Below are 24884 nucleotides of genomic sequence, written 5' to 3'. Positions count from 1 at the left end.
AATTGAATCTCCAAATTATTGATTATTTAATTAATATCTATGAATTATTCTGAAACTAACCATGAATTTTCTCAAGAGTTTAGTATACAAGAACCTAAATATGGAGAACGAAACATATCAGAAGGAGAGTTAATTACTTTTCCTAATCCTCGTATTGGAAGACGTTATGAGATTAATATTACTTTACCAGAATTTACTTGTAAATGTCCTTTTTCTGGTTATCCAGATTTTGCCACAATTGACGTAAAATACGTTCCAAATGAACGAGTAGTAGAATTGAAAGCACTGAAATTGTATATTAACAGTTATCGCGACCGCTATATTTCCCATGAAGAATCAGCGAATCAAATTTTAGATGATTTTGTAGCAGCTTGCGACCCTTTAGAAGTAAAAATTAAAGCTAATTTTTATCCACGAGGAAATGTTCATACTACTATTGAAGTCGAACATTATAAAGAAAATTGATATAAGATAAGGCAAGTATTTCCTGCGGAATGCTGCGCAAACAGCTAGCTTTTAGTTAGCTTTTATCTATTTCACAAATAATGAATATACACTGCTAAGGTCAAGGTTAATTTTTTTCAATACTTTGAACTCTTTTTAAATCTTTCAATACTACTTCTTGCTATAAAGTTAATGAATTAATGGCTGATAGCTGATGGCTGAACGCTGAATGCTTATGTAAAGCTTTTAGTTCATATCTTGAGGGTCAATTTCAGCCTGAAAAACTGAGCTATCAATTAGTTCATCTGATGTACTTTGATTGAGTTTTTCTCCTGCTTCATCTTCTAAAAACGCATTAACAATTTGATCATTTTCTAACTCTTCTAATTGACTAATTTGAATTTGATCGAGACGTGGACCTTCGGCAGAAATAATAGTAAATTCAAGATTTTCATAGCATAACTTTTCTCCAGCAGTAGGTATTTTTTGTAACTGATAAATCAAAAATCCTCCCAAAGTTTGATAATCCTCAGTTAGAGGTAAATCTAAATTCAATAGTTCATTAACTTCTTCTACACTTAACTGTGCTTGCACAATAAAAGTCCGATCATCCAACATTTGTAGAGTAAATTCTTCAGTACCAGTTACTTCATAACTATTACCACCGATAATTTCAGCAATCAAATCCTCTCGCGTAATTAATCCAGCAGTACCACCAAATTCATCTACTACTATTACCATTTCTGGGTGCTGACGACTATTTGGGATTTGACGCATTCTTTGCATCAATGATAATAACTCACTTAAATACATTTGTCCAGATACAAACCTTACAGGACGAATCCAAGGTATAATTAAAGTTTGTGAGCATAATAAACCTTTTGCTAAAGGTTGAGCCAATTCTTTGAAATCTATAATACCCTGAATGTCATCTATGGACTCACCAATGACAGGATAACGAGAATGACCAGATACCTTAATTTCATCTAACAAATTTTTAAAAGTAGCCGTACTAGAGATAGCATCTATATTAGTGCGTTGAACCATGACTTCTAAAGCTGATACTTCCCCAAATTCAAAGACATTACTAAGTAATTGTCGTTCTTCTGCTTCTAAACCAGTTGATTCAGTAGAAGTAGAGATAATTAATTGTAATTCTTCAGGGGTAACAGGTGTTTTCCAGACACTGCCAGTGTATTTAATTCCTATCAGTCGTAATAACCAACGAGTAGATTGATTTAATACCCAAATAAATGGATTAAAGAAGCGAGAGATAGCTAGACTCAAAGGACCAAATAATCTCGATAATTTTTCTGAATATAATAGTGCTACTGATTTTGGGCATAGTTCTCCTAGTACAATTTGCAGGTAAGCCAAAATAAAAAAGGTGACAATTGGGATAGCTAGGGAGTGAGCGATCGCTTGACTAATATGAATAGGTAGGGGTAGTTCAACTATTGCAGTTCTAACAATTACGGCCATAGTTCCTTCAGCAATCCAACCCAGAGCTAAACTAGACAAAGTTATACCTAACTGAGTGGTTGAGAGTAGTCTGTCTATATTTTTTTGAAGTTGTTGAACAATTTTTGCTTGAGCATCACCTGCATCCACTAATTGATTAATGCGGGATCTACGCACAGAAACTATAGAAAATTCTGCCACCACAAAAAAGGCATTGATGGTAATTAGCAGAAATACTGACAAAAGTCGCGACATTATCTCTGTCGATGTCAGGATTTCTAAGCTTGGCATCTCTCCCAAACTTATTGCCATTGATTCTGCCTCAGACCTCTGAACATTTTCATGTTTAATATTTAACAATTTATACCATTAAATCTTGGGCAACTTCATTAGATCTCTTTGCTATTCAAAGTTAAAACTTAATTTTGCTTTCTCTGAGGATCGATAAGTGATAAATGAATTAACTTATGTCATAGATAACTTTTTTTATCTAACTAACAACCTACTCAAAAAAATATCTAATCCACTTAATCTATTTTGATTTTAGACATCTTCAAATCTAACTTTTGATCGGGATAATCTGTCAGTTCCAAGGAAAGTTCTTTGGCATTATCTAATAATGCAACTGGAATCGTAATAATACCATAATATCTTCTACCATTTGGTGGTAATTCTCCTGGTAAATCTTCTGTACTGGCGCTGAGAGACCTTCCCTCGTCATCTGTAACATTCAAAAAACTGTACAGAAATCTTACAGCTCGGTCTCCTTCATTTTTTAAATTGACATCTAAAACTAGAGAATTACCCCATCGACGAACATCATTAACTTCTAGAGCTACTCCAGCATCACTACTCACAATTGGAAAACTTTGCTGGGATTGATTTTCTTGAGAAGACTGTACCTTGGCTTGTTTGTTCTGGGAGTCTTTTTTAGTAGTTTTCTCTTCAATTACTCCACCATTTCTGATAATATTTTTAACACTGGCAATAACTTTTTCCTCTTCTAAAAAGACCAATCCTTCTTGGCGATTTGAATTGTTTCTAGCACCTGCTAAATTATTAGTGGGACGAGTATCTGGTTGAGTAATTCCTTTTAAAGCTTCCCTTCCTAGCTTAAACCCCCAAGAGGCACTACCCAAACCTGCTCCAAACATTAGGCTTAGTAAGCTTAGAGTTAGCACAATACTAGAATTCATAGTTTTTTTATTTCTTAGGCATAATATTGTTTTCTGTTATGATATACTATACTCTAGTACAAGTTTAGAGATATTTATGTCCAAAAATTTAACTTAAGTCAAGAAACTATGTTATAATAAGTTCACTAATCTGAGAAAACTTCAAGGTAACTTTATATAATTATATAAGGTAAACTTAGAGATAAGCGCCTTTGGCCGATTGGGGAGGCAGCGAGCTCATAATTCGCTTTAAGGCTGGTTCGATTCCAGCAGGGCGCATACAACTTATCAAATTAATTCCTGGAAATATACTAAAATCTTTGCTGGTTAAAGTTTTTAGCATTTTCTATTTTCGAGAAAATTTCCTGTTTTTTGCCAAGCTAGATTTAGGGAACTAGCTTTAATGTTTAACTTATCCCGGTTTCATAGAATATTGCTACGGCGGTTCGGTTTCCTGATGGAAATCTAGATATAAATACTGTAACTACCTTTGGGTGAATTTGGTATTATGCCAAAGTCATACTCATGGTATTAAGAAAAATGCATCAAAGTCAGTCTAGAGCAGGGAATTACATCGATGTCTTAAAAAATGGCTAAAACTCTTGGTAATTCAGGATTTATGCCTTTTTGACGTGAAAGCTTCTGTCCATCTATATTTGAGCCTATTTTCTGGCTTGATTTTGTGTAAGTCCCATTATTCAATGCAGATATAGCGCTGTGCGCAGGCAACAGCTCCGGAAAGCAACAGCTGCGGAAGGGGGAATAAAAAACCGATAATATAAAGCTTTTAGCTATTGGACAGTTCTTGTAATTTGTAAACATGCCAGCGCACATTGCTATAATTTACCGAATAATTAAGGTTTAAAGCCTCTCCTTTCAAGGAGAAACAAGAAAAAAATTTCCCTACCGCGTCAATCCTCTTCTTTTTAAGGAGAGGTAATTATTAATTATTAATTATTAATTATTAATTGTTGAAACAGTATAAATACTTGTCAATACAGGGATTTTATATAGCAGTCGAAGCAAAGGTGAGGACAGATCAAAAGCTGAAAACTAAGACAACACCAGATTTTTCCTTATGCCTTTCCTAGGTCATGCTGCGCAAATAGCATAGCTGCCTTATGTTTGAAATGCAGAATTTGGGGTCAAAGCCATTTTTATGGCTAATACCAATTTTAAAAAAGAATCTTATCAATAATTGGAATGACTAAAAGATTTTACCGAAAAATTGTGGTTTAAAGCCTCCCCTTTTAAGGGGATAATAAAAAAAAATTTTCATCTCTTTGTCAATCCTCTTCTTTTCAAGGAGAGGTAATTATTCATTATTCATTATTCATTATTCATTGTTGAAAGGAGATGTCCCTGTGACTAAAAAGATAATTTTCAATCTAAAAAATAGTATCAAAGCAATTCATTCTGACTCGGTAACTCCTAACTTCCCCTCCTGGGAGGGGTTAGGGGTGGGTTGACTTCTAATAAATAGCCTAGCTATTTGTAGCAAACGTTTATCACGCTTGGTATAAAACCCCGATCGCTACTGAATTTATACCTTTTTGACCTAAAAAACTCTCCCTGTATAGATTTGAGGACTTTTTTGCCGGATTTTTGTCTAAGTCCCACTAACTTCTTTGTCAATCAAGAAAAATTCAGATACAAGTATCAGCATTATTTATAATTGTTATCATTTTGACTTATTTAAACTTGTCTATGTCTTGGACAAGTAGGTACAAATACTAGAATAATTATAAATTATCAAAAATCAAACTAAGTATTAGTTATTTAAAATAAAATTAGCAAAATTAGTTCAACATCCCTTTTTAAGGTGCAATTTAGGGTGAAAAAAGATGCGATCGCACTTCTGTTTCCTACCCCTCTAGAAAAAGCTGAAAATCTTGATAGATAAATAATACAGCCTTGATTGCTCAAAAGTAAAATTTAGTGTATTTTGGAATTAAGAATTTGGCTTTGCCTAGAAGCTTAATAAAATGAATTGATGGCAATGTGATTTCTGTTTTGCCGATCTACTTCCATTCAATGCAGAGAGAATATCAAATTTGGTAGCATTGATATAATTAGATAAGGAGTAATTTCAGTTATCAGTTATAGCACTACGCATTCAGGTTAGGACAAGTTAAAATGGTATGAGCCAATTTATTTTCAGATTGTTTCATGCCTGCACCATATAGTTATTAATTGCGATAGAAGGCAATCACTTCTGTAGAAAGAGGAGAGAAAAAAACTATTATTTGTCGGATTTTCAACTATATTAGCAGAAATACCCTTGATTTATGGTTAAAAATGAAGGTAGTCCTGCATGGTAATGGTGAGGATATATATTTTTTAATTTTTCCCACACTCCCCATATCCCCACATTCCCCTCCACCGGAGGGGTGCGCGGGTGGGTCCCCATCTCCCCACACTTCCTTTACCATTACTATGCACCACCACCAAAATGAAAAAGGAAACTGGATATTTTGCGGCAATCAATAACGAATCAGGGGGGCAAACAACCGAAAATTAATGATTGGGATAAATTTGAACAATTTGTTTTGAGGCATAATCACAAAATTCAAATTCAAATAGCAGAGTTATGGGGAGATAATTTGACACAACAAAATGTATCAAAAGCTTGTCAAAAATTGGGTATAACTAGAAAAAAAAACTTACGGTGATGAAGAAAGAAATTAAGATGAAAGACAAAAATTAATGGAAAAACTATGAAAAGTAGATCAAAATAAACTGGTTTATGTAGATGAAGCAGGTTTTGATAATCGAGATGATTATGGTTATGGTTATAGCCTAAAAGGGGAAAGATTCTATGGATTAAAATCAGGAAAAAGAGCAGAGAGAGTCAGTTGGATTAGTGCTTTACGAGAGAAAAAAATCTTGGTTTTGTTAACTTTTGAAGGTGGATGTAATCGATACTTATATCATGTCCGGATAATTAGTGATAAAAAAACCTTCTCCTTATTTTCTTCTTTATTCCCTCCTGAATTCTGTTTGCGGAGTATTCCGAAGGAAATTCTGAATTCTGAGTAGTTTATTTATAACTGTTCAACCAGACATGATATAAAATCATGTCCGAAGGCAATCGTTTGTGTAAAAGTTAGCGTGGATATCTACAGGAAATTTAAGTTTTTTTCTTGCCTTCCGGAGCTGTTGCCTTCCGGAGCTGTTGCCTATTTACTATACAAGACCGATGCTACCGGACATGATATTATTTGAAAAATGGTTATAAAAATGCTTAATACCACAGTTAGAAAAAGGAGATGTAATAATAGATAATGCTAGTTTTCATAAAGGTGAAAATATTAGAGAGATAGTGGAAAGTGCCAGATGTGAAATATGGTACTTGCCAACCTATTCACCCGATTTAAACATGCAGATGCAGAGAAAATTGGTGGGCAGTATTGAAGACATGAATGAAACAAAGAAAAAACGAATTTGAAAATATTAGAGATTGCGTTGATGCAGCATTCAAAAATTGTCTCAAGGTCTTTTCATAGCTGAACTTCCCCCCATACAAATGTACTACTATATTGGCCTTGAAAGCCCATCTATTGTACCCAGTCATTTCAGTTATCAGTTATCAGTTATCAGTTATCAGTACCTCCGACTAAAGCTGGAGGCTTGAAATACTGAACTGAATATTTTTTCATCCCCTTAAAAGGGGAGGCTTTGGACCTCATTTTTTGGTAACGGGTAGTTGAAAAATCGCGCTCAACTACTTTGACTTGGGCATTGTGTTATTTTTCTTAGGGGGAAGTTCAGGCATAGTAGATAGTTGGAGCATTGAAGGATTTTGGCTATTTTAATAATGGGGTTGCACATTATGGAATGATACTGCCAAAAATTGGTTGAGATTTTGACTAAAAAAACCTAATATTAATCATTCTAGCAATTCTCAAATCCACAATCCAATTCAATCAAAAATCTCAAATCATTCGTCACTGTGCAACGCCTTAATAATGATCCCCCTTCCAGTTTAGCGATCGCCTTTCCCATTTAGCGATCACCATTCTAATTCTATGTCCTACCTGAATGCGTAGTGCTATATTTCTAGGAGCATTGCTGACTAATCTCTGTCCTATCTTTTCCTCGACCATAAAGACGAGTCATTCCTAAATTTACTCCTGAAGAGTCAACAAAAACCAAATTATTTATGTCTACAAGCATCCAGCCATTTTCGATACACAAGCACGTTTTTGCTCAATATCTTCTCTCTCTTGTTCCGAAGCACAAATACTTTTTTTGTACTTTATAGAACCCATTTGAGATCTATTTACAGCGGTTTTCATTTGGGTAGACCACAACTGTAGGGACGTTCCATGGAACGTCCCTACAAGGTTTTTGTTTGTGAAGATGTGGTTCATCAACTTGAAAAGCGCTGTAAAAATAGATGGGGACCAACCCCTAATATCATGTCCGGATAAGAGCGATCTGGAAAAAACTTATAACGAATCGCACTCCCTCATGCCTTCCCTCTACCTTCTGACTCCTGACAAAAAAACTCAATCGCCGACAAAGATACGATCAGGGGTTCTATAATGCCTAGGCAAAAACTTAGTTTCCACGGCTATGTCTATCAATCATACTCATCTTTCATACTATCAATAGTTTTGATGATCTTTTCGTATTCTTGTCGCTTTCCTTGTTGTTGATAAATTTCTGCTGCTTTGTGTAAATCATCAAGAGCAGCTTGAATGTTTCCTAATTTCATATATCCTTCACTACGAAAAGAATAAGCATGACCTAGATTAGGATTAATATCTAAAGCACTGCTTTGATCCTTAACAGCTTGAGCATAGTTTTTTAACTTCATATAAATTAGCCCTCGGTTAATATAAGCGTCTATTTTTCTCGGATACAATTTTAATACTTCGTTATAGTCTACGATCGCTTGCTGCAGATCTCCCATCTCACAGTGAATTAAGCCCAAATTATAGTAGGCTAAACCATAGTTGGGGTTGATTTTTAGCGCTGCTTGACAATCAGCGATCGCCTCAGAAAAGCCTCCTAGTTTCAAACGAGCTAAACCTCGATTATTATAGGCAGGAACATAGTTGGGATGAATGCGTAGAGTTTCGCCAAAGTCATCAATAGCTCCCTGAAAATCTCCTGCTTGAAAGCGAGCATTTCCTAGATTATTATGTGCTTCGGCATAGTTAGGATTAATTTGTAGAGCTATTTCAAAGTCTTTCATTGCCCCTTCTATATCTCCTAGCCTAAATTTGGTAAAGCCTCGGTTATTATGACCTTCGGCATAGTTAGGATTAATTTGTATAGCTGCTTCAAAGTCTTTCATTGCCCCTTTTATATCTCCCATTTTCAGACGTACAATGCCAAGGTCGTTATAAGCTTGATGATATTGGGAATTGAGATGTATGGCAGTCTGAAAATCAGCGACCGCTCCGGGAAAATTTCCCAGACTTCGCTTAGTGTTACCTCGATGATAAAAAGCTTCTGCATTTTTGGGTTGAAGTTGTATTGCACGGTTTAAGTCTTCTAGAGCACCGCGATGCTCTCCAAGATCGAAACGAACTATACCTCGTTTGATATAAGCATCCACATAGTTAGGATTAATTTGTATAACCTGGTTAAAATCTTCTAGGGAACCATTGTTATCTCGCATCACACGACGGACTATAGCTCGGTTGTAAATGGCTTCAGGATGTTTAGGATTAAGTTTAATTGCTTCGTTGAAGTCGGCGATCGCTCCTTTTGTATCTTTCATGTCAAACCTAACTGTACCTCGTTGGGTATAAGCATCTACAATTTTAGGATTGAGTTCTAATAATGTGGTAAAATCATTAATTGCACCTTGCTGCTCTCCAAGGGAACGACGGGCAATACCTCGATTATAGTAAGCTTCTATTTTTGTGGGATTAAATTTTATTGCTCGATCATAATCTGCGATAGCTCCTTGTGGGTCTCCTGCTTTAAAACGAACTACTCCTAAGTTATGGTAAATTTGAGAGTCTTGAGGATTAAATTTCAGAGCTTGAGAAAAAAACTCTATGGCTTGATTTAACTTGCCTAATTCTGCATAAGCTGCTCCTAAATTATGATAACTTTGAAGGTCTTTTGGTTCAAGTTTTAATGCTTTGTGAAAATTTGCTATTGCTGCTTTTAAGTTTCCTAATTGAGCAATTGCAATACCTTTATTATTGTAAAATTGATGATTATTTGGGTCTAGTATTATGGCTCGGTTATAGTTTTCTAGAGCGCCAGTATTATCTCTTTTTTGTAGTTTTATCAATCCTTGTTTATGGAGTTCATCTGCTCCTTTCTGGCAACATTTTTTGGCTTTTTCTTTCATTCCTGCTATTTGATATTGAGTAATAGCTTTTTCCCATTGTTTTTTCTTTTCAAATTCTTTAGCTCTACACAATGCTGCTTTCTGAGGTATTTTGGCTAAGTCATACTCATAAGCAGCTTTAAGCCATTGTTTTTTCTCTTCAAATTCAATAGCTTGGTATTCTGCTTTTTTTTCGGGAATATTCATTTTGCAGCGTTTAGCATCAGCAAAATTTTCTAGTTCTTCCCATTTTTTTGCTGCTGCTAACCATTCTAAATTTACTTCTAAGTTGTAAGCTTCACAAATTTTTTGCTTCTGGTTTTCTCCAATTTTTCTCCAACATATTGCTGCTGATTGCCATTTTTTTAATTTCTCAAATAGTAGTGCAGCTTCTTGCCATTCTTTTAGTTCAAAAAATATTTTTGCGGCTTCTTCATAAGCTTGTTTTTGAGTTAATAATTTGGCTTGAGCTTGTTTTTCTAAAATTAGATCGCCGGATTTAGTAAAGCATTCTTTTGCTTGTTGATAGAATCCTGCTTTCAAATAATATTCCCCTTGTTTACGCCATGTTTCTGAATTAGGATTTACCCGGTCGCTTCTTACCAATTCGGGAATTATTGACTGAAATAAGCCTTGAAATTCTGGTTCTTGCCAGAGGGAACTAAGCTGTGATTCCCAAATATTTAATATTCTACTAGCACGGGTAATTGCTACATAAAGTAAGTTTAATTCTAGTTTAAATGCTGGTTTTTCTTTTTCTTTTAGTAAGCCACCTCGTATGACTTTACCCCAAAGTTTTTTTGTGGGTTGAAAAAATTCTACGATAAAAACTGTATCAAATTCTAATCCTTTGATTTCTTCAATTGTAAAAACAAAACTAGAATTTAGTTCGGCTCTAATTTTTTCTTTTTCTGATTCTTGTCTGACTAAAATAGCATCACCAGGATATAAAGATGTTTCTTTTAATGTTTTGATTAATGTTTGATCGTCTGCTGAAATTATCCTAGCTAATTGACCCTTACTACTGTTTGTAGTAGAGTAACTTTCTGTTGGTTCTGCCAAGTATCGAGAACGTAATTTTAGTAGTTGATTCGCTAAATTAACTAAACTTCCTACACTACGAAAATTAAACTTTAAGGTTTGTCTATCTACTTTTCTGTGAGGATAAAATTTATCTTTTAGTTTTTCCCATTGAAAACCACTAGGACTAATCATCTGATAAGAGTCTCCAGCAAAAAATAAATTTCCATTGGGATTAACTAACTTAAATAATAACTCTAATTGTATTTCTGTTAAATCTTGCACTTCATCACAAACAATCAGATCGTATTTTTCACTATAATTATTTTCAATCAATTTCAACACTTTTCTGACTAAATCTATTTCATCATATAATTTTTCTTTTTGAAGTTTTTTTTGATACCATATTGCAATTTTATATATTTCTCTGCGATGTCTTTCATTCAGACAATTCATACTATTTTTACTGATTTCTTCGTAAGCTTTTTCAGGTAAAATATCTTCTGTTATAGATAGTTGTTTTCCTTTAATCGCACTTCTAATTTCTTCCCACACTAAAGAGGTTGGATATTGTTTTCTTCGAGGATGTGCCTTGTACATTTCCGAGAAAACTTGATAGTTTACTTCATTTTGTTCATAATATTCTTGATAATGGCTACTCAGAATTTCTAAACATAGTTTCTCAAGACTTTTAAACTCAAAAATTATTTGATTAATTGATTTTTTTTCTGCTTTTTCTAATTCACTATCTGCGACTATTTTATAAAATTGTTCTTCTGCATTATTAACTAGCAAATAATTATAAGCAATATATAAACGTTTCCCTGAATTTTCATACTGTCTTTTTTGCAGCATTCTATATAATGCTACTGTGGTTTTACCCGTACCAGCACTACCATTTAATAAAAGATTTCCTGAAAGTCTAGCAAGTTCATATTCTTCCGCTGTCAGCTTCAAAGGTAAATCTGTATTTTGCTCAATAATTGCTTTTTGCCATTCCGTTTCTGACTCTAATACTCGCCACTGAATATTTCCTAATAATTCATCGTCTGTCAAATCCGAATTTAGTTCTAACTCTAGAGCTTCTACTACTTCAATATTTGTTTTTTCTACTGCTGAATATTGATTATTTTTATCTGCGTAATTATCTGGATGTTTAAAGTCGCTAGTTTCTAAAACCACCTCTACTTCTTCTGTTTCTAACCATTCTGAATCAGGACTTTTCTTCCTCGCTTTAGCACGTCGTGATACATCATCATGGTCTACACAAATATCTTGAATTGCCAGATAAACTTGCGTTTTTCCTGTTTCTGGTTGCGATGACTTATTGTAAGTAAAAATTAAGCGACTAGCACTGTTAATTCTAGCTTCCCATACTCTTTTATTTATTCCCTTCAGCTTTTTAACTCGTAACCCACTATCAAATTTTTGCTGCTTCAGTTTTTTAATACATTCCCATACTTTTTTTTGTAAATTACTTTCCGCATCTTTTCGGAGAAATTCAACTATATCAGGATGTAAAACAGCAGGCAGTAACATACATTGACTTTATTACTCTTCGATATTTATAATAAAGAGTTTAACACAATACTATTTCTCATGTAATCTACTAAAGATAAATTACTTACTCTATTTGTTCATGTTCTACTGAGCTGAGAAGAGTGAAAATCTAATCTTATACCGAGCGACTCAATAGACCTCCCTGAAAAAGAGGCAGTAGGGGGGAATAATTAATAATTTCTACGAGATAATTGATTTTATTTTTTATTATTGGAGATGTCTAATAATCTCACAAAGAATTTAACACTAAACAAAAAAAATAATCTGAAGTTATTGTCAGCTCAAGTTTTCAGACAATATAATATTACTCAATAAATATTACTTTTGACTATTAGATAAATGTATTACATAGTACAGTAATATATATATTTCTATGTTAAACACTCAAAACTTAGGTTTAATAGAGTTGTCGCTAAATAGAGGAAAAAATCGCTCGAACCTAGACAGAGCAATAATTCTAACCATTTTGAATTTATAATATCTAGAATCCTTACAGAACAAGGTTTTTGGGGATTTTTTAAGTTATAAAGCGACAAGTCTAATATATAGCGTTTCTCAGTCTAATGAGGTACACCTATCTTTGATTTATCTTCTATTCCCTGTTCCCTATTCCCTGTTCCCTGTTCCCTGTTCCCTAAAACCAATGTTAAAATTATCAACTAGCTAAACTCAAATTCTGAAAAAGTATGACCTTTATTCTCACTAATGATGATGGAATTAATGCTCCTGGTATTAAAGCACTTGGGGAAGCTGTCAAGAATGTCAATTTACCTTTAGCATCTTCTAAAAAAAGTATTATTGTCGCTCCTCAAGAACAATTATCTGGTTGTGGACATCAAGTTACGACTCAAGAACCAATTAATATCCAAACTCTGTCTGAGGTTGAGTATGCGATCGCCGGTACACCAGCAGATTGTACTAGAATTGCCATAACACACATCAACAAGAACGTAAAATGGGTACTTTCAGGTATTAACTCAGGGGGTAATATGGGTGTAGATGTCTACATATCTGGTACAGTAGCAGCAGTAAGGGAAGCAGCATTTCACAGAATTCCAGGAATCGCCCTTTCTCAATATCGTCAAGCAAAAAAACCTGTGAATTGGGAAAGAGTAACTCGTTTAGCAGAAATAGTATTAGCAGATTTACTCAACCGCCCCCTTGAACCAGGAGCTTTTTGGAATGTAAACTTTCCTTATTTAGAACCCGAAGCACCAGATCCAAAAATGGTATTTTGCACACCATCAACCCAACCATTACCAGTAGCTTATCGAATAGAAGGAGAAAATTTTTATTATACCGGAAAATATGGAGAACGCGACCGCACTCCTGGTACTGATGTAGATGTTTGCTTTGCTGGTAATATTGCGATTACAAAGATTCAACTTTAGCCTAGAGAGTGGGGAGCTTACAGAAGTCAAAAGTTAGAAGTTGTTTTTGTCACAAAGATTTGAGCAAGCCTCCAAAAACATTTAGCTTTAAAAGGTAAGGTGCTATACCATGTCTCAAAAACTTTTCTACATTTTGTTGAGCAGGGGAGTAGAGCAATGGTTAGGGATGTTCCATGCAACGTTCGTACCAGGAGAAGCAAACATAAGAATAATTAGAGCTTGCTGATTAAATATAAAAGTCTTGATATATAAAGATTTTGGCCTGTTGAGGTAGTGAAAAAGTAGCCCTGTTTTGCCTAAGGAAGCTCAAAAAGTGAGTATTGGGGTAAGATAGATACAGAAAAATCTTGGGATAATTTTTCCTTTGTACGTCCTCTACAACTCCTGATTTCTCCTAACTCTTCACTACTCCCTACTCCCTACTCCCTGCCAAGCGCAAAAAGACTTTTGAGCGCAAACCCTAATTAACATTAACGCAAGCTAAAATCAGCAAAAAAGTGATTTGGCTTGTACCGATCAGTTGACAACTGAAGTATTGCCCAAGCATAGCACTAATGCATGAGAATTGGTATAATTCGGGCTTGCTAATTAAATATCAAAGCATTGACTGATATTGGTATTGGCCTTTTTTGGTCGAAAATTCGTGCCAGCTTTTCAGTCTAAAGAGCTGCATAAAGCTAGTATTTTGAGGTGATTATGGCAGAACAATCTTTGGACAAATATACCCGACTACCTCCTCTATAATTTCCATTTCTCCTGATATCCTGTCTCCTATCTCCTGTCTCCTGTCTCCTGTCTCCTGACTCCTGACTCCTCCCACTGCAAAAAGACTTTTTCAGCAAACCCTAAATTGTTAATTATTAATTATTAATTATTAATTATTAATTGTTACCAGACCTGATATCAGAAGGAGGAATTTGCTCAATATCAATCAAAGACTTAATGACCGACTTAACAATAGGAGCTGCCACCCTTCCACCACTACCCTTAATAGGTTCATCAATAACCGCCAAAACCACATAACGGGGAGACTCCATTGGTAAAATACCAACAAAACTTGTAATTTTAGCCTTCTTAGAATAACCCCCAGCTTCAGAAGCTTTTTGAGCCGTACCAGTTTTACCCGCAATTCGATATCCACGAATTTTGGCTCTTTTACCAGTACCACTTTCAACCACCCTTTCCATCATTGCCAATACTTTTGTCGTAGTGTCAGAAGAAAACACCTGTCTAGGACTTGGCAAAGACAACTGCCAATATGGTTGTCCTTTACTATCAAACAAACCACGCATCACATGAGGCGTCACTAACTTACCCCCATTTGCTAAAGCTGCATTAAGCTGTGCTAGTTGTAGAGGAGTAAGAGAAAATCCCTGACCAAAAGCAGTAGTAGCAGCTTCCACTGGTACCATTAAAAACTGGTTGCGGCCCTTTAAAATACTCGGTGCTTCAAAGGGAAGGTCTGCACCAGTAGTATCTCCTAATCCCAAGCGTTTAAGGCCATCATAGAAAACAGCTCGAGGCATTTGTTCAACAATTTTCACCATACCTACATTACTGGAGTGTTGAATAATCTCAGTCACAGTGCGTGCCCCACCGCTACCATCAGAGTTAAATATAGGCCAATTTCCGATAACTATTCTACCTGTATCGTAAAATACACTATCTCCCTCAATTGCTCCTACTTCTAAAGCTAAGGCCACATTTACTGGTTTAAAAGTAGAACCTGGCTCATAAACATCTGTTACAGCCCAATTTTTGAATAGTGTTACGTCATAGTTATAGTATTGATTGGGGTCATAAGAAGGTTCTGATACTAGAGAGAGTATAGAACCATCATTAGCGTCCATCACTATGACAGTACCTCGTTTGGCCTCATACTCTTCTAATTGTTCTTTTAGGATAGTTCGTGTTGCTCGTTGCAAGCGAGAGTCAATAGTTAGATGCAAAGAAAGGTCATCTAATTGTAGAAAACCTGTTGTTAGTCTGTCTGGAACAAGAACACCTTTGATTAAGCGCCGGAATTGGATTTTTGGTACAGAGCGCTCTAAGAGATTTTGTTGGCTATATTCAATCCCAGCTTGACCTATACTTTCTCCATCTACATATCCTACTACTTCAGCAGCTAGTTCTTTTTGAGGATAAACACGTTGTGGATGTTGAATTAATTCTAAGCCATCAACAAATAAATTAGTAATTTTATCTGTAGTTTCTTGAGGTATGAAGTCGGCAACTTTTATACCTGTCTCTCTTTCATTGAACATTTGGAGTAGGTCATTTGAAGTTAGGGTTTTCTCCAAATTTGCTCCTTCTAAAATAGTTGATAATTGATAAGCAACTTCTTGTTTTGAACGATTAAAAATTTTGGGATGAGCATAGAGGGTATAGGCTATTTTATCAATTGCTAAAGTATTGCCATTTCTATCAACTATTGGGCGTCTGGGAACGAAAGGAATTGATTCTTCAGTTTGTTGGAGTTTTGCTTGTTGTTGTAATGCTTTGCCTCGCAAAATCTGTATATAGAATAGGTTAATTGTTAATCCTAATAAGCCAAGCATTAAAAGTATCCAAACTAGGAAAAGTCTAGATTTTTGACATTTTGCTGTTTTTTTATTAGAGGGCGTTAATAATAGTTCTCGATCGGTATTTTTGACAGAAGATTTTTCGCTTTCTGGCTTTTTAGTTTTGAGTCTAGAACTAGGTGGTTCTGTTTGTTTGTTTTTTAAATACTGACGACGAAGTTGAGTATTTGAAGTATATTTATAAGCAGGCATTTAAGTTATTTATTAATAATAATTAGTAAGCATTTTCTGCGGAATGCTGCGCAAACAGCTATTAGCTATCAGCTAGCCTCCTCCGGAGGAACTGCGGACTTCAGCAACAAGACTCTCTCATATAGGAGAGGAGAGTGTTTAAATTAATATAGACTTTAAGGGCAAGGGAGACAACTTTTATAGTAAGACAATTAATCAAGCTTTTATCGTCAACTAAAAGCAATACCTAATAGCTGATGGCTGATGGCTGAATTCTTATACCATTTCTCTGTAACAATGCCCTTAATAATTATTGCTCAGACCTTATTAAACTGACTATTCTCATCTTTATATTAAGTGCAACTTCATGGATAAATGGTATTACTTATTGTAAGCATAAACAAAGAAGTATTAAGTTGTGGTTAAATCTCTAATTTAATGTAAGCTTCTTTAAGAAGTGGGAGATTTAAACCCTTGCCTTCTTTAATTTTCTTCCTTTGAGTTAAATATTAGTTAATTTTCAGGGATTAGGAAGTAGGAAATAGAGGAATGTCTGCGCCCTATTTGCGTAGCGCTATAAATTATGATGATTTATAGACTATAAATACTTCGCCACCCACTGATGTTTGTGTTACTTTTGATGTGATAAATTGACGTGCAGAATCTGAGATAAATTAAGTGAGTAGGTAACAGGAAAAATAGAAAGATTGTAAGCATTCAGCTATTAGCAGTCAGCTAGCCTCTTCCGGAGGAACTACGTTAACAGCAATTAGTAATGAATAATTACTTCTCAGGTTTAGAAATGAGACTTTAGCAGTAAATTTTTATTCTTTCTCAATTTCAAAGGTTTTTTTTACCTTCTCCAAAATTAATAGCTGATAGCTAATAGCTGACGGCTGAATGGTTACGAAAGATTTGGCCTTAATAGTGAGAATATCGGTTTTTTCTAAATCTCTGTTCCCTATTCCCTATTACCAAATAATTAATAATTAATAATTAATAATTAAATAATTCGCGCCTTGAAGCCTCCCCTTGGATAGGGAAAAAAAGCGGTCGAGGGATGGCGAGGTCTCCTCGCCATATCCAATCGACTCCTGTGAAGAAATAATATCTCCTGATATTCAATTCCGTAGCGGTTTTAACCAGAGGTAATTATCAATTATCCATTATCCATTATCCATTAATGAACTATATCCCTCCTATATTCAATATCCCACTGGTGTTTTGAGGAGATATTTATGACCGGAAGTAGATTCTAGATAAGGTTTAGGAGGATTAGGAGCAGGACGTGGAGGTGCTGGGTCTAAAAATATCCGCTTTACAGAATTTGGTGAAACTAAACCAGTATCAGAAGTTGAAGCTTGTTCAGCTATTTGATTTTTCAATAACTCATTAGCTACACTTATCTGTTGTTCTTTTTGCCTAAGTTTTTGTAATTGTTGATATTCTGTTGTCCATTTTGACTGACCATAAATTGTCCAACCATAAATTGCTACACTGGTACTTGCTAATAATACTGTTACCATGGATGAAGTTAGTTGTGTCGCCATCAAAGATTTTAACCAGAGTGGTTTGGACTTAGGTAAGGATATAACTTGGGCTAAATTCTGTTCTTGAATTGTTTGTGAGTCCCTACTATTTTCTGAAGCATAGCTACTATAAGATAAATTTTCTTCATACGTTAGTTTTTGTCGGCGAGCTGATTTTTTTGAGACTACAGACAAATTTGTCTTTGGGGACTTATTGTTTGAGGCCAAAAATGTACTTCTAACTGCAACCATATAATTTACCTATACTGACATCTAATTTATAAGCATACAAAATATAACAGTATCGAATTTTGAGTATATGTTTGAATTTCCCATTCAAATTAAAATTTGAATTTTTATATCTATCAGCTTCTAAGTTATTTGATTAATAGTTTTAGTTGTATTTCCTACCTTGACAATTGTTGTATAAACTTATCTACTATATCAGATTACTTTAATTATTTATGAAAAATTTTGAAGCTAAAACTCCTAAATAACTATGTTAATATAACAGTTTAGTCATTTTTTAATTGATCGTAATTTATTTTGGATTAACATACAACATTTAGTAGTACAAATTAATCTTAATCTTAGTTAAGATTTTCCCAATTGTAATTAAACTGCAAAGTATCTATGCTGATTTAGATACAATTTCCGATCAAGTTTAATTTTTTAATAGTCGGTCGCATTTGTCATAAAATCCTTTTAAATCTGCCAATAGTTACGGATTAAATGGAAAAAAAATTTATTTAAAGGAAGAAGAATAGATAAATAAAGACAAAACACATAGAGGTATGAAGTATATAGAAAATAGAATTATATAAGCTCCTTTTAGGCATTATTTTCTCCTTGATTTTGATATAAAACCTGCACCATTAGGTACGTTTTGCTGACACAAAGCTACCCCTTTGGAAATGCTGGCTCTTAGATAAAATCTCACACATTTATGCTACATCTTCATTGAGAGTAGTAGGGACGTTGCATACAAAGTCAGTACTGATTAACTAAATAACGAATTTGTATTCATAATTTGTATACTTAATATTAATTGTGTAAAACAAAAAATCCTTTTATAACTATTGAACGTGTCAGAAGCACTTGTCATGGTAAAAAGGTGAAAGTTGAATAATTGTTTAACCCTTAGACATTAGCTGTGTATGCCCAATATTTGGAGAATCTGTGCTAATCAAGCATCGACTAGCATCTCTTTTCCCATTCTGGAGCCTTCCTAATTAATTGTTAACAAAATTATATTGACAAACATGACGATTTCTGCAGACCAAGTTAACCAAATAGTTTGGAACCATCACCACGACCCTTTTCAAGTCCTTGGTGTCCATCAAACAGAACAAGATGGCGAAACTGTGACAGTAATACGAGCCTACCAACCAAGTGCTGAAGCTGTTTCAGTCATTTCACCGGTAGATCGGAAAGAATACCCAATGCAGTCAGTCCATAATCCACATTTCTTTGAATGCATAGTAGATGTTCCAGAACTGGCCAACTATCAACTCAAAATCAAAGAAGGAGAACACGAACGAGTCATCAACGACCCCTACGCCTTTCGTTCTCCAAAACTCACAGAATTTGACCTTCAACTATTTGGAGAAGGAAATCATCATCGTATCTACGAAAAACTAGGGGCACATCTAACCGAAATTAACGGAGTCAAAGGAGTCTATTTTGCTGTTTGGGCACCCAATGCTCGTAACGTTTCAATTTTAGGAGACTTCAACTATTGGGATGGTCGTAAACACCAAATGCGGAAAGGCCACACAGGTATCTGGGAATTATTCATTCCTGATATTGGCCCTGGAGAACATTATAAATATGAGGTTAAAAACTGGGAAGGACACATCTATGAAAAAAGTGACCCTTATGGATATCAACAGGAAGTAAGGCCCAAAACAGCTTCCATTGTTGTTGACTTAGACTCATATACTTGGAACGACCAAGAATGGATGGAGAAACGTCGCCATACCGACCCTCTCACTCAGCCTATTTCTGTCTATGAATGCCACCTGGGTTCTTGGATTCATGCCTCTGCTGCTGAACCTGCTAAACTACCAAATGGGGAAACTGAGCCTGTAGTTCAAGTCTCGGAACTCAGAACAGATGCTCGTTTTCTTACCTACCGAGAATTAGCAGACCGTCTGGTTTCCTACGTTAAAGATTTAGGCTATACCCATATTGAAATGTTGCCTGTAGCAGAACATCCTTTTGATGGTTCTTGGGGTTATCAGGTTACAGGATTTTTTGCTCCTACCTCTCGCTACGGTAATGCTGAAGACTTCATGTATTTTGTGGATAAATGTCATGAAAATGGTATTGGTGTAATTGTAGACTGGGTACCAGGACATTTTCCCAAAGATGGACATGGTTTGGCTTTCTTTGATGGTACTCATCTCTATGAACATCCAGACCCCCGCAAAGGTGAACATAAGCAATGGGGTACTTTAGTATTTGACTATGGTCGTAATGAAGTCCGTAACTTTTTAGTTTCAAATGCCCTTTTCTGGTTTGAAAAGTATCATATTGATGGTTTTAGAGTAGATGCAGTTGCTTCTATGGTCTATCTCAACTATCTGAGACCTGATGGTGAATGGGTTGCTAACCAACACGGAGGTGTAGAATATATCGAAGCTGCTGATTTCCTCCGTCAGGTTAATCATTTGATTTTTGGTTACTATCCTGGTACTCTTTGCATTGCAGAAGAATCTACTGCCTGGCCAATGGTAACTTGGCCTACTTATGTTGGTGGTTTGGGCTTCAACCTTAAGTGGAACATGGGTTGGATGCACGATATGCTTGACTATTTTGAAATGGACCCTTGGTTCCGACAGTTCCACCAGAATAACGTTACTTTCAGTATTTGGTATCACCACAGTGAAAACTATATGTTAGCTCTGTCTCACGATGAGGTGGTACATTGCAAGAGTAATATGTTGGGTAAGATGCCTGGGGATGATTGGCAGAAGTTTGCTAATGTTCGGGCATTGTTTGCTTATATGTTTACTCACCCTGGTAAGAAAACTATGTTTATGGGGATGGAGTTTCCTCAATGGGGTGAATGGGATGTTTGGGGTGATTTAGAATGGCATTTGCTCCAATTTGATGCTCACCAAGGAATGAAGCGATTTTTCCGGGATGTGAATCACCTCTATCGTTCTCAACCTGCTTTGTATGAACAGGATTGTAATGAGGAAGGATTCCAGTGGATAGATTGTAGTGATAATAATCATAGTGTGGTGTCGTTTATTCGTCGCGCTAAAGATACTCAAGAGTTTGTGGTAACGGTTTGCAATTTTACTCCTCAACCCCATAGTCACTATCGTATTGGTGTACCTGAACCAGGATTTTATACTGAAATATTTAATAGTGATGCTGGTAATTATGGTGGTAGCAATATGGGTAATTTAGGTGGTAAGTGGACTGATGAATGGTACTTCCATAACCACCAACAGTCTTTGGATTTATGTTTGCCTCCTTTGGGTGTTTTAGTCTTGAAGTTAGACCGAGAAAAAACTACTGCAGCGATGCAGCAGTCTCAGGATGCGGAAGCGGAAACTTTGTCTGAAAGTTAAATTAATCTCCCAAGAATAATCAAGAAAAAATTGAAAAGGTTGGTAGTTAGAATTTTGATTAAAACTACCAACCTTTATTTATCTTTCAGTTGTGGGGAGTTTTGACTTAGTTGACAATTTACGTTATAACGCAGTATAATCAGCTAGTTATCTCTGGGTTGAAAAAATACAGTAGTCAACTCAAAAAATAGCTAGAAATATGTACAAGTCAATTCGTACAAAGCTCAAACTAAATAACCAGCAGAAAACCCTCTTGGCTCAACACGCAGGTTATTCAAGATGGGTTTATAACTGGGGCTTAAGTTTATGGAATGCTGTTTATAAAGATGGTTACAAGCCAAATATTTCCTGCGGAATGCTGCGCAAACGTAAGCTCAGAGAAGTTTTTACTAACCACACAAAGCCTTTATATCCTTGGATGAAAAACCTGTCATCTAAGGTTTACCAGTATGCTTTGCTCAACTTAGGTGAAGCGTTCACTCATGTTCTTTAAAGGATTAGGAAAATACCCAAAGTTTAAGAAGAAAGGTAGGTCTGATTCATTCAGAATTGATAATTCTGGAAAACCAATAGAATTAAATGGATGGAATCATAAATTACCTTTTATTGGTATTGTCAAAACTTATGAACAAGAGTGAAGCAACTACTCAAAAAATAACTATTAGTAGACACGCAGGTGATTGGTACTTAAGTTTGGGTTATGAATTTACTCCTCATCCAACACCAAAAACTACTGAAGTTGTAGGTGTAGATTTAGGCATTAAGACATTAGCAACTTTAAGTGATGGGAAAGTCTTTGAAAGTGTCAAGTCATATCGCCAGTTTGAAGCCAAGCTTTCTCAACTACAATATCTAAACCGGAATAAAGAAATTGGTTCAGCTAATTGGCGAAAAATACAACTGAAAATTGCCAAGCTACATAGAAAGATAGCTAACATCCGTAAAGACACACTTCATAAATTGACAACATATCTAGCCAAGAACCACGGCAGAGTTGTCATAGAAGATTTAAATGTTAGTGGTATGTTAGCTAACCATAAGCTAGCTAAAATCAGTTAGCAGATAGTGATTTTATGAGTTTAGGAGACAACTTGCATGCTCTGTGTCAATGGTATGGTTCTGAGTTAGTATTAGTTGACAGGTTTTTTCCATCATCAAAGACTTGTTCTAACTGTGGTCATGTTCAGGATATGCCATTAAATGTAAGGACTTATGATTGTCCTGAATGTGGCTTGTCAATCTTATTGAGATTTAAACGCCAGTATAAATTTGAGAGATGCGGTCGGCTCGACCGTGAATGCCTGTGGATGAGTAACCGCCGACGGCCTCACAAGAAGCAGGTAGGGACGTTGCATGCAACGTCCGTACACATCAGATTGTCACGTTATGTGACGCTTTGTATCAGTTTTATAGAGCAGTAAGCTATAACGCTACGCGCAAGTCAGAACTCAGAAGTCAGAAGTCAGAAGTCATCCCTGACTGATACCAAATCTGCCTTAGTAATACCAATTCCCATGCATTATTGCTATACTTGGACAATACTTCAGTTCTTATTAGCATAAGTAAAATCACTTTTTTACTAATTTCACCTAATTTCATGTTAATTATTCTTGTGTTTGCTTCTCCCCGACTCCCCCACTCCCCCACTTCCACTCCTGGGAGGGGGAGGGGCGAGGGGTGGGTCTCCTGCTCAACAAAATGTAGAAAAGTTTTTGAGAAATGGTATAAGAGGGTGTTTAAAAAAATGGCGTTGCATATTTGTGGGATGAATTGTAGTCTTGGAGAAAAAAGAAGTTAGAAGTATTAAAGATCAAATGTACCTGTTCCAAAAAGATTCATCCCTTGATTCAGCAACGCCAAAAAAATAGTAGTTTTATACCATACATAGGATTGAGAAATAAGATAAGCCTTTTTTTATACCCGGATTTGGTATGAGTTTGAGGATTTATCAATGTCCACGCCCTATTTGCGTAGTGCTATAAAAATCATTTAGATTTTATATTCCCAGATGAGCTGTTGCCTTTGACAAAAATTGGATATATGGTTTAAATGCTGAACAGCTTAGGGAGTGGGGAATCTGAATTCGGGATAATGTTTATTAACAGAATAGTATGGGTTTATTTGCGCTTCTTTTTTCTAGGTTTTGCTGTTTGGATGCTGGCTTTCTCTTTTTTAATTTCGACTCCTACTATGGGAGTTAATTATCAAAATTTACCTCCTCTGAAAGTTCATCCTCTACCACCTACTTTGGCACAATGGCAAGATTCCAGTAATAGTGGTGATTATTTCGATCAAATTGAAATTCAGGATGTAGGTTATCTAATTTGGTCACAGTTTCCTATTAAGGTTTATGTTGAATCTTCTGGTAATGATCAGTCTCGGTCTCGTCAATGGGCTAATATTGTAATAGATGCTATCTGGGAATGGAATACTTATTTACCTTTGCAAATAGTAGATAACCCAGAAATTGCCGATATCAAAATTTTTAACAAGCGACCTCCTTTAACCCCCGGAAATTTAAGAGCGCGTTCTGCGGAGACTCGCTATCAGCTACATCAAGATGAGAACGGAACTTTATCCCAGAGTTTTATAATTTGGTTGAGTCCGATGCAAGTAGGTAAATATCTTCCTGCTGCTGCTCGTCATGAATTCGGTCATGCTTTAGGTATTTGGGGTCATAGTCCTGAAAAAACTGATGTTATGTATTATTCTCAGGTGGCAGAACCTCCTCCTATTTCAGCTAGGGATATTAATACTCTGAAGCGGATTTATTTGCAAGTAACTAGATTAGGGGTTCAATAATTAATAATTAATAATTAATTATTAATTATTAACAATTACCTCTCCTTTTCAAGGAGAGGATTGACGCGGAGCGTGAAAAAAAATTTTTTCTACCGGTACTTTGATATTTTTTACAGCGAAAATGCCTTTAAAGCTAGTAGGGGCAAGGGAAATACGTTGCTCTGGCTAAAAATGGCTCAAACCTAGATATATCAGGAAAAAGGTTGGTTAAATGTAAAACCTAGACTATATAAGGGTTTGATGCTGTTATTAACATATTTTTTGCCAAAGTACCGCTACTTTAAAGGAGAGGTTTTATACCAATTTGATAACTGTTTGCTACAAATAGTTAGGCTATTTCTTAGGATTCAGGAGTCAGTCCTCAGGAGTCAGAATAAATGGCTTTGATATCATTTTTTAGCTTGGAAATTATCTTTTTATATCATGTCCGTTAGTATAGTCCCGTGTAAAAGTTGGGGAAATATCTACCGCCATATAAGTAAAATTTTTCTTTCTCTTAAAGCTTCTTCCTTCTTACCGAAAAATTGTGGGTATGCGCCTCCCCTTTTAAGGGGATAATAAGCGGTCGAGGGATGGCGAGGAAACCTGCGCCATATCCAATCGACCAAGAGAAAAAAAATTTTCATGAATTTGTCAATCCTCTTCAATTCATGGAGAGGTAATTATTCATTATTCATTATTCATTATTCATTATTAATTGTTGAATTCTTCCTTCTTCCTTACCAAAAAATGAGGGTATGTGCCTCCCCTTTTAAGGGGATGAAAAAAATATTTAGTTCAGTATTTCAAGCCTCCGACTTCAGTCGGAGGTTCACTGATAACTGATAACTGATAACTGATAACTGAAATGACCTTCTCTATATAAGA

At 35.5% G+C, this 24884-nt stretch carries 12 protein-coding genes, 1 tRNA gene and 2 pseudogenes; 9 read left to right on the top strand and 6 right to left on the bottom strand.

Annotated elements, in window-relative coordinates:
- The first annotated feature begins 39 nt into the window (after positions 1 to 39).
- The gene (gene queF / locus F6K23_RS25530; RefSeq protein ID WP_293161022.1) at positions 40 to 465 is read left to right on the top strand and encodes a preQ(1) synthase; all 426 of its coding nucleotides are present in this window, start codon (positions 40 to 42) and stop codon (positions 463 to 465) included.
- 225 nt (positions 466 to 690) lie between these two features.
- On the opposite strand, the gene F6K23_RS25525 is transcribed toward queF, so the two are convergent.
- Together F6K23_RS25525 and F6K23_RS25520 are read right to left on the bottom strand one after the other, a co-directional pair.
- Entirely contained in the window at positions 691 to 2217 is a 1527-nt protein-coding gene (locus tag F6K23_RS25525; RefSeq protein ID WP_293161053.1) for a hemolysin family protein, read from the bottom strand.
- Between the two features lie 215 nt (positions 2218 to 2432).
- Positions 2433 to 3101, bottom strand: a complete 669-nt coding sequence (locus F6K23_RS25520; protein WP_293161021.1) for a hypothetical protein — start codon at positions 3099 to 3101, stop codon at positions 2433 to 2435.
- A 185-nt stretch (positions 3102 to 3286) separates the two neighbouring features.
- Between F6K23_RS25520 and F6K23_RS25515 the strand changes: the two genes are divergently transcribed.
- Positions 3287 to 3359, top strand: a tRNA-Ile gene (locus tag F6K23_RS25515).
- A gap of 1982 nt (positions 3360 to 5341) precedes the next feature.
- Here the strand turns inward: F6K23_RS25515 and F6K23_RS25510 are convergent.
- On the bottom strand, positions 5342 to 5512 hold the full coding sequence (locus F6K23_RS25510) for a hypothetical protein (protein ID WP_293161020.1): 171 nt from the start codon (positions 5510 to 5512) through the stop codon (positions 5342 to 5344).
- Between the two features lie 42 nt (positions 5513 to 5554).
- Here F6K23_RS25510 and F6K23_RS25505 point away from each other — a divergent pair, with 42 nt between their 5' ends.
- The 3 genes and pseudogenes from F6K23_RS25505 to F6K23_RS42940 form a co-directional block, all read left to right on the top strand.
- Positions 5555 to 5752: a hypothetical protein gene (locus F6K23_RS25505; RefSeq protein ID WP_293161019.1), complete on the top strand. Its 198-nt coding sequence runs from the start codon at positions 5555 to 5557 to the stop codon at positions 5750 to 5752.
- Positions 5753 to 5819: 67 nt separating this feature from the next.
- Positions 5820 to 6119: a transposase gene (locus F6K23_RS42140; RefSeq protein WP_367267815.1), complete on the top strand. Its 300-nt coding sequence runs from the start codon at positions 5820 to 5822 to the stop codon at positions 6117 to 6119.
- Positions 6120 to 6300: 181 nt separating this feature from the next.
- Positions 6301 to 6459: pseudogene (locus F6K23_RS42940) on the top strand (transposase); the annotation flags it as partial.
- 1206 nt (positions 6460 to 7665) lie between these two features.
- Here F6K23_RS42940 and F6K23_RS25495 read toward each other — a convergent pair.
- Complete coding sequence (locus F6K23_RS25495; RefSeq protein WP_293161017.1) at positions 7666 to 11937, bottom strand: tetratricopeptide repeat protein; 4272 nt, start codon at positions 11935 to 11937, stop codon at positions 7666 to 7668.
- 707 nt (positions 11938 to 12644) lie between these two features.
- On the opposite strand from F6K23_RS25495, the gene surE reads away from it, so the two are divergent.
- Positions 12645 to 13349 (top strand): 5'/3'-nucleotidase SurE, encoded by a 705-nt coding sequence (surE, locus tag F6K23_RS25490; protein ID WP_293161015.1) that lies wholly within the window; start codon positions 12645 to 12647, stop codon positions 13347 to 13349.
- A gap of 881 nt (positions 13350 to 14230) precedes the next feature.
- On the opposite strand, the gene F6K23_RS25485 is transcribed toward surE, so the two are convergent.
- Positions 14231 to 16123, bottom strand: coding sequence for a penicillin-binding protein 2 (locus F6K23_RS25485; RefSeq protein ID WP_293161013.1), 1893 nt, complete (start codon positions 16121 to 16123; stop codon positions 14231 to 14233).
- A 1184-nt stretch (positions 16124 to 17307) separates the two neighbouring features.
- On the bottom strand, positions 17308 to 17883 hold the full coding sequence (locus F6K23_RS25480; protein WP_293161011.1) for a hypothetical protein: 576 nt from the start codon (positions 17881 to 17883) through the stop codon (positions 17308 to 17310).
- 1010 nt (positions 17884 to 18893) lie between these two features.
- Between F6K23_RS25480 and glgB the strand changes: the two genes are divergently transcribed.
- The 3 genes and pseudogenes from glgB (at position 18894) to F6K23_RS25465 (ending at position 24017) form a co-directional block, all read left to right on the top strand.
- Entirely contained in the window at positions 18894 to 21215 is a 2322-nt protein-coding gene (gene glgB / locus F6K23_RS25475; protein ID WP_293161009.1) for a 1,4-alpha-glucan branching enzyme, read from the top strand.
- Between the two features lie 199 nt (positions 21216 to 21414).
- Positions 21415 to 22526: pseudogene (locus tag F6K23_RS25470) on the top strand (RNA-guided endonuclease InsQ/TnpB family protein).
- A 780-nt stretch (positions 22527 to 23306) separates the two neighbouring features.
- Positions 23307 to 24017, top strand: a complete 711-nt coding sequence (locus tag F6K23_RS25465) for a matrixin family metalloprotease (protein WP_293161007.1) — start codon at positions 23307 to 23309, stop codon at positions 24015 to 24017.
- Positions 24018 to 24884: the final 867 nt, after the last annotated feature.

Origin of the sequence: Okeania sp. SIO2C9 (genome assembly GCF_010672455.1) — a bacterium.
Classification (GTDB): Bacteria; Cyanobacteriota; Cyanobacteriia; order Cyanobacteriales; family Microcoleaceae; genus Okeania.
This window is presented reverse-complemented; position numbering and strand designations above follow the sequence as displayed.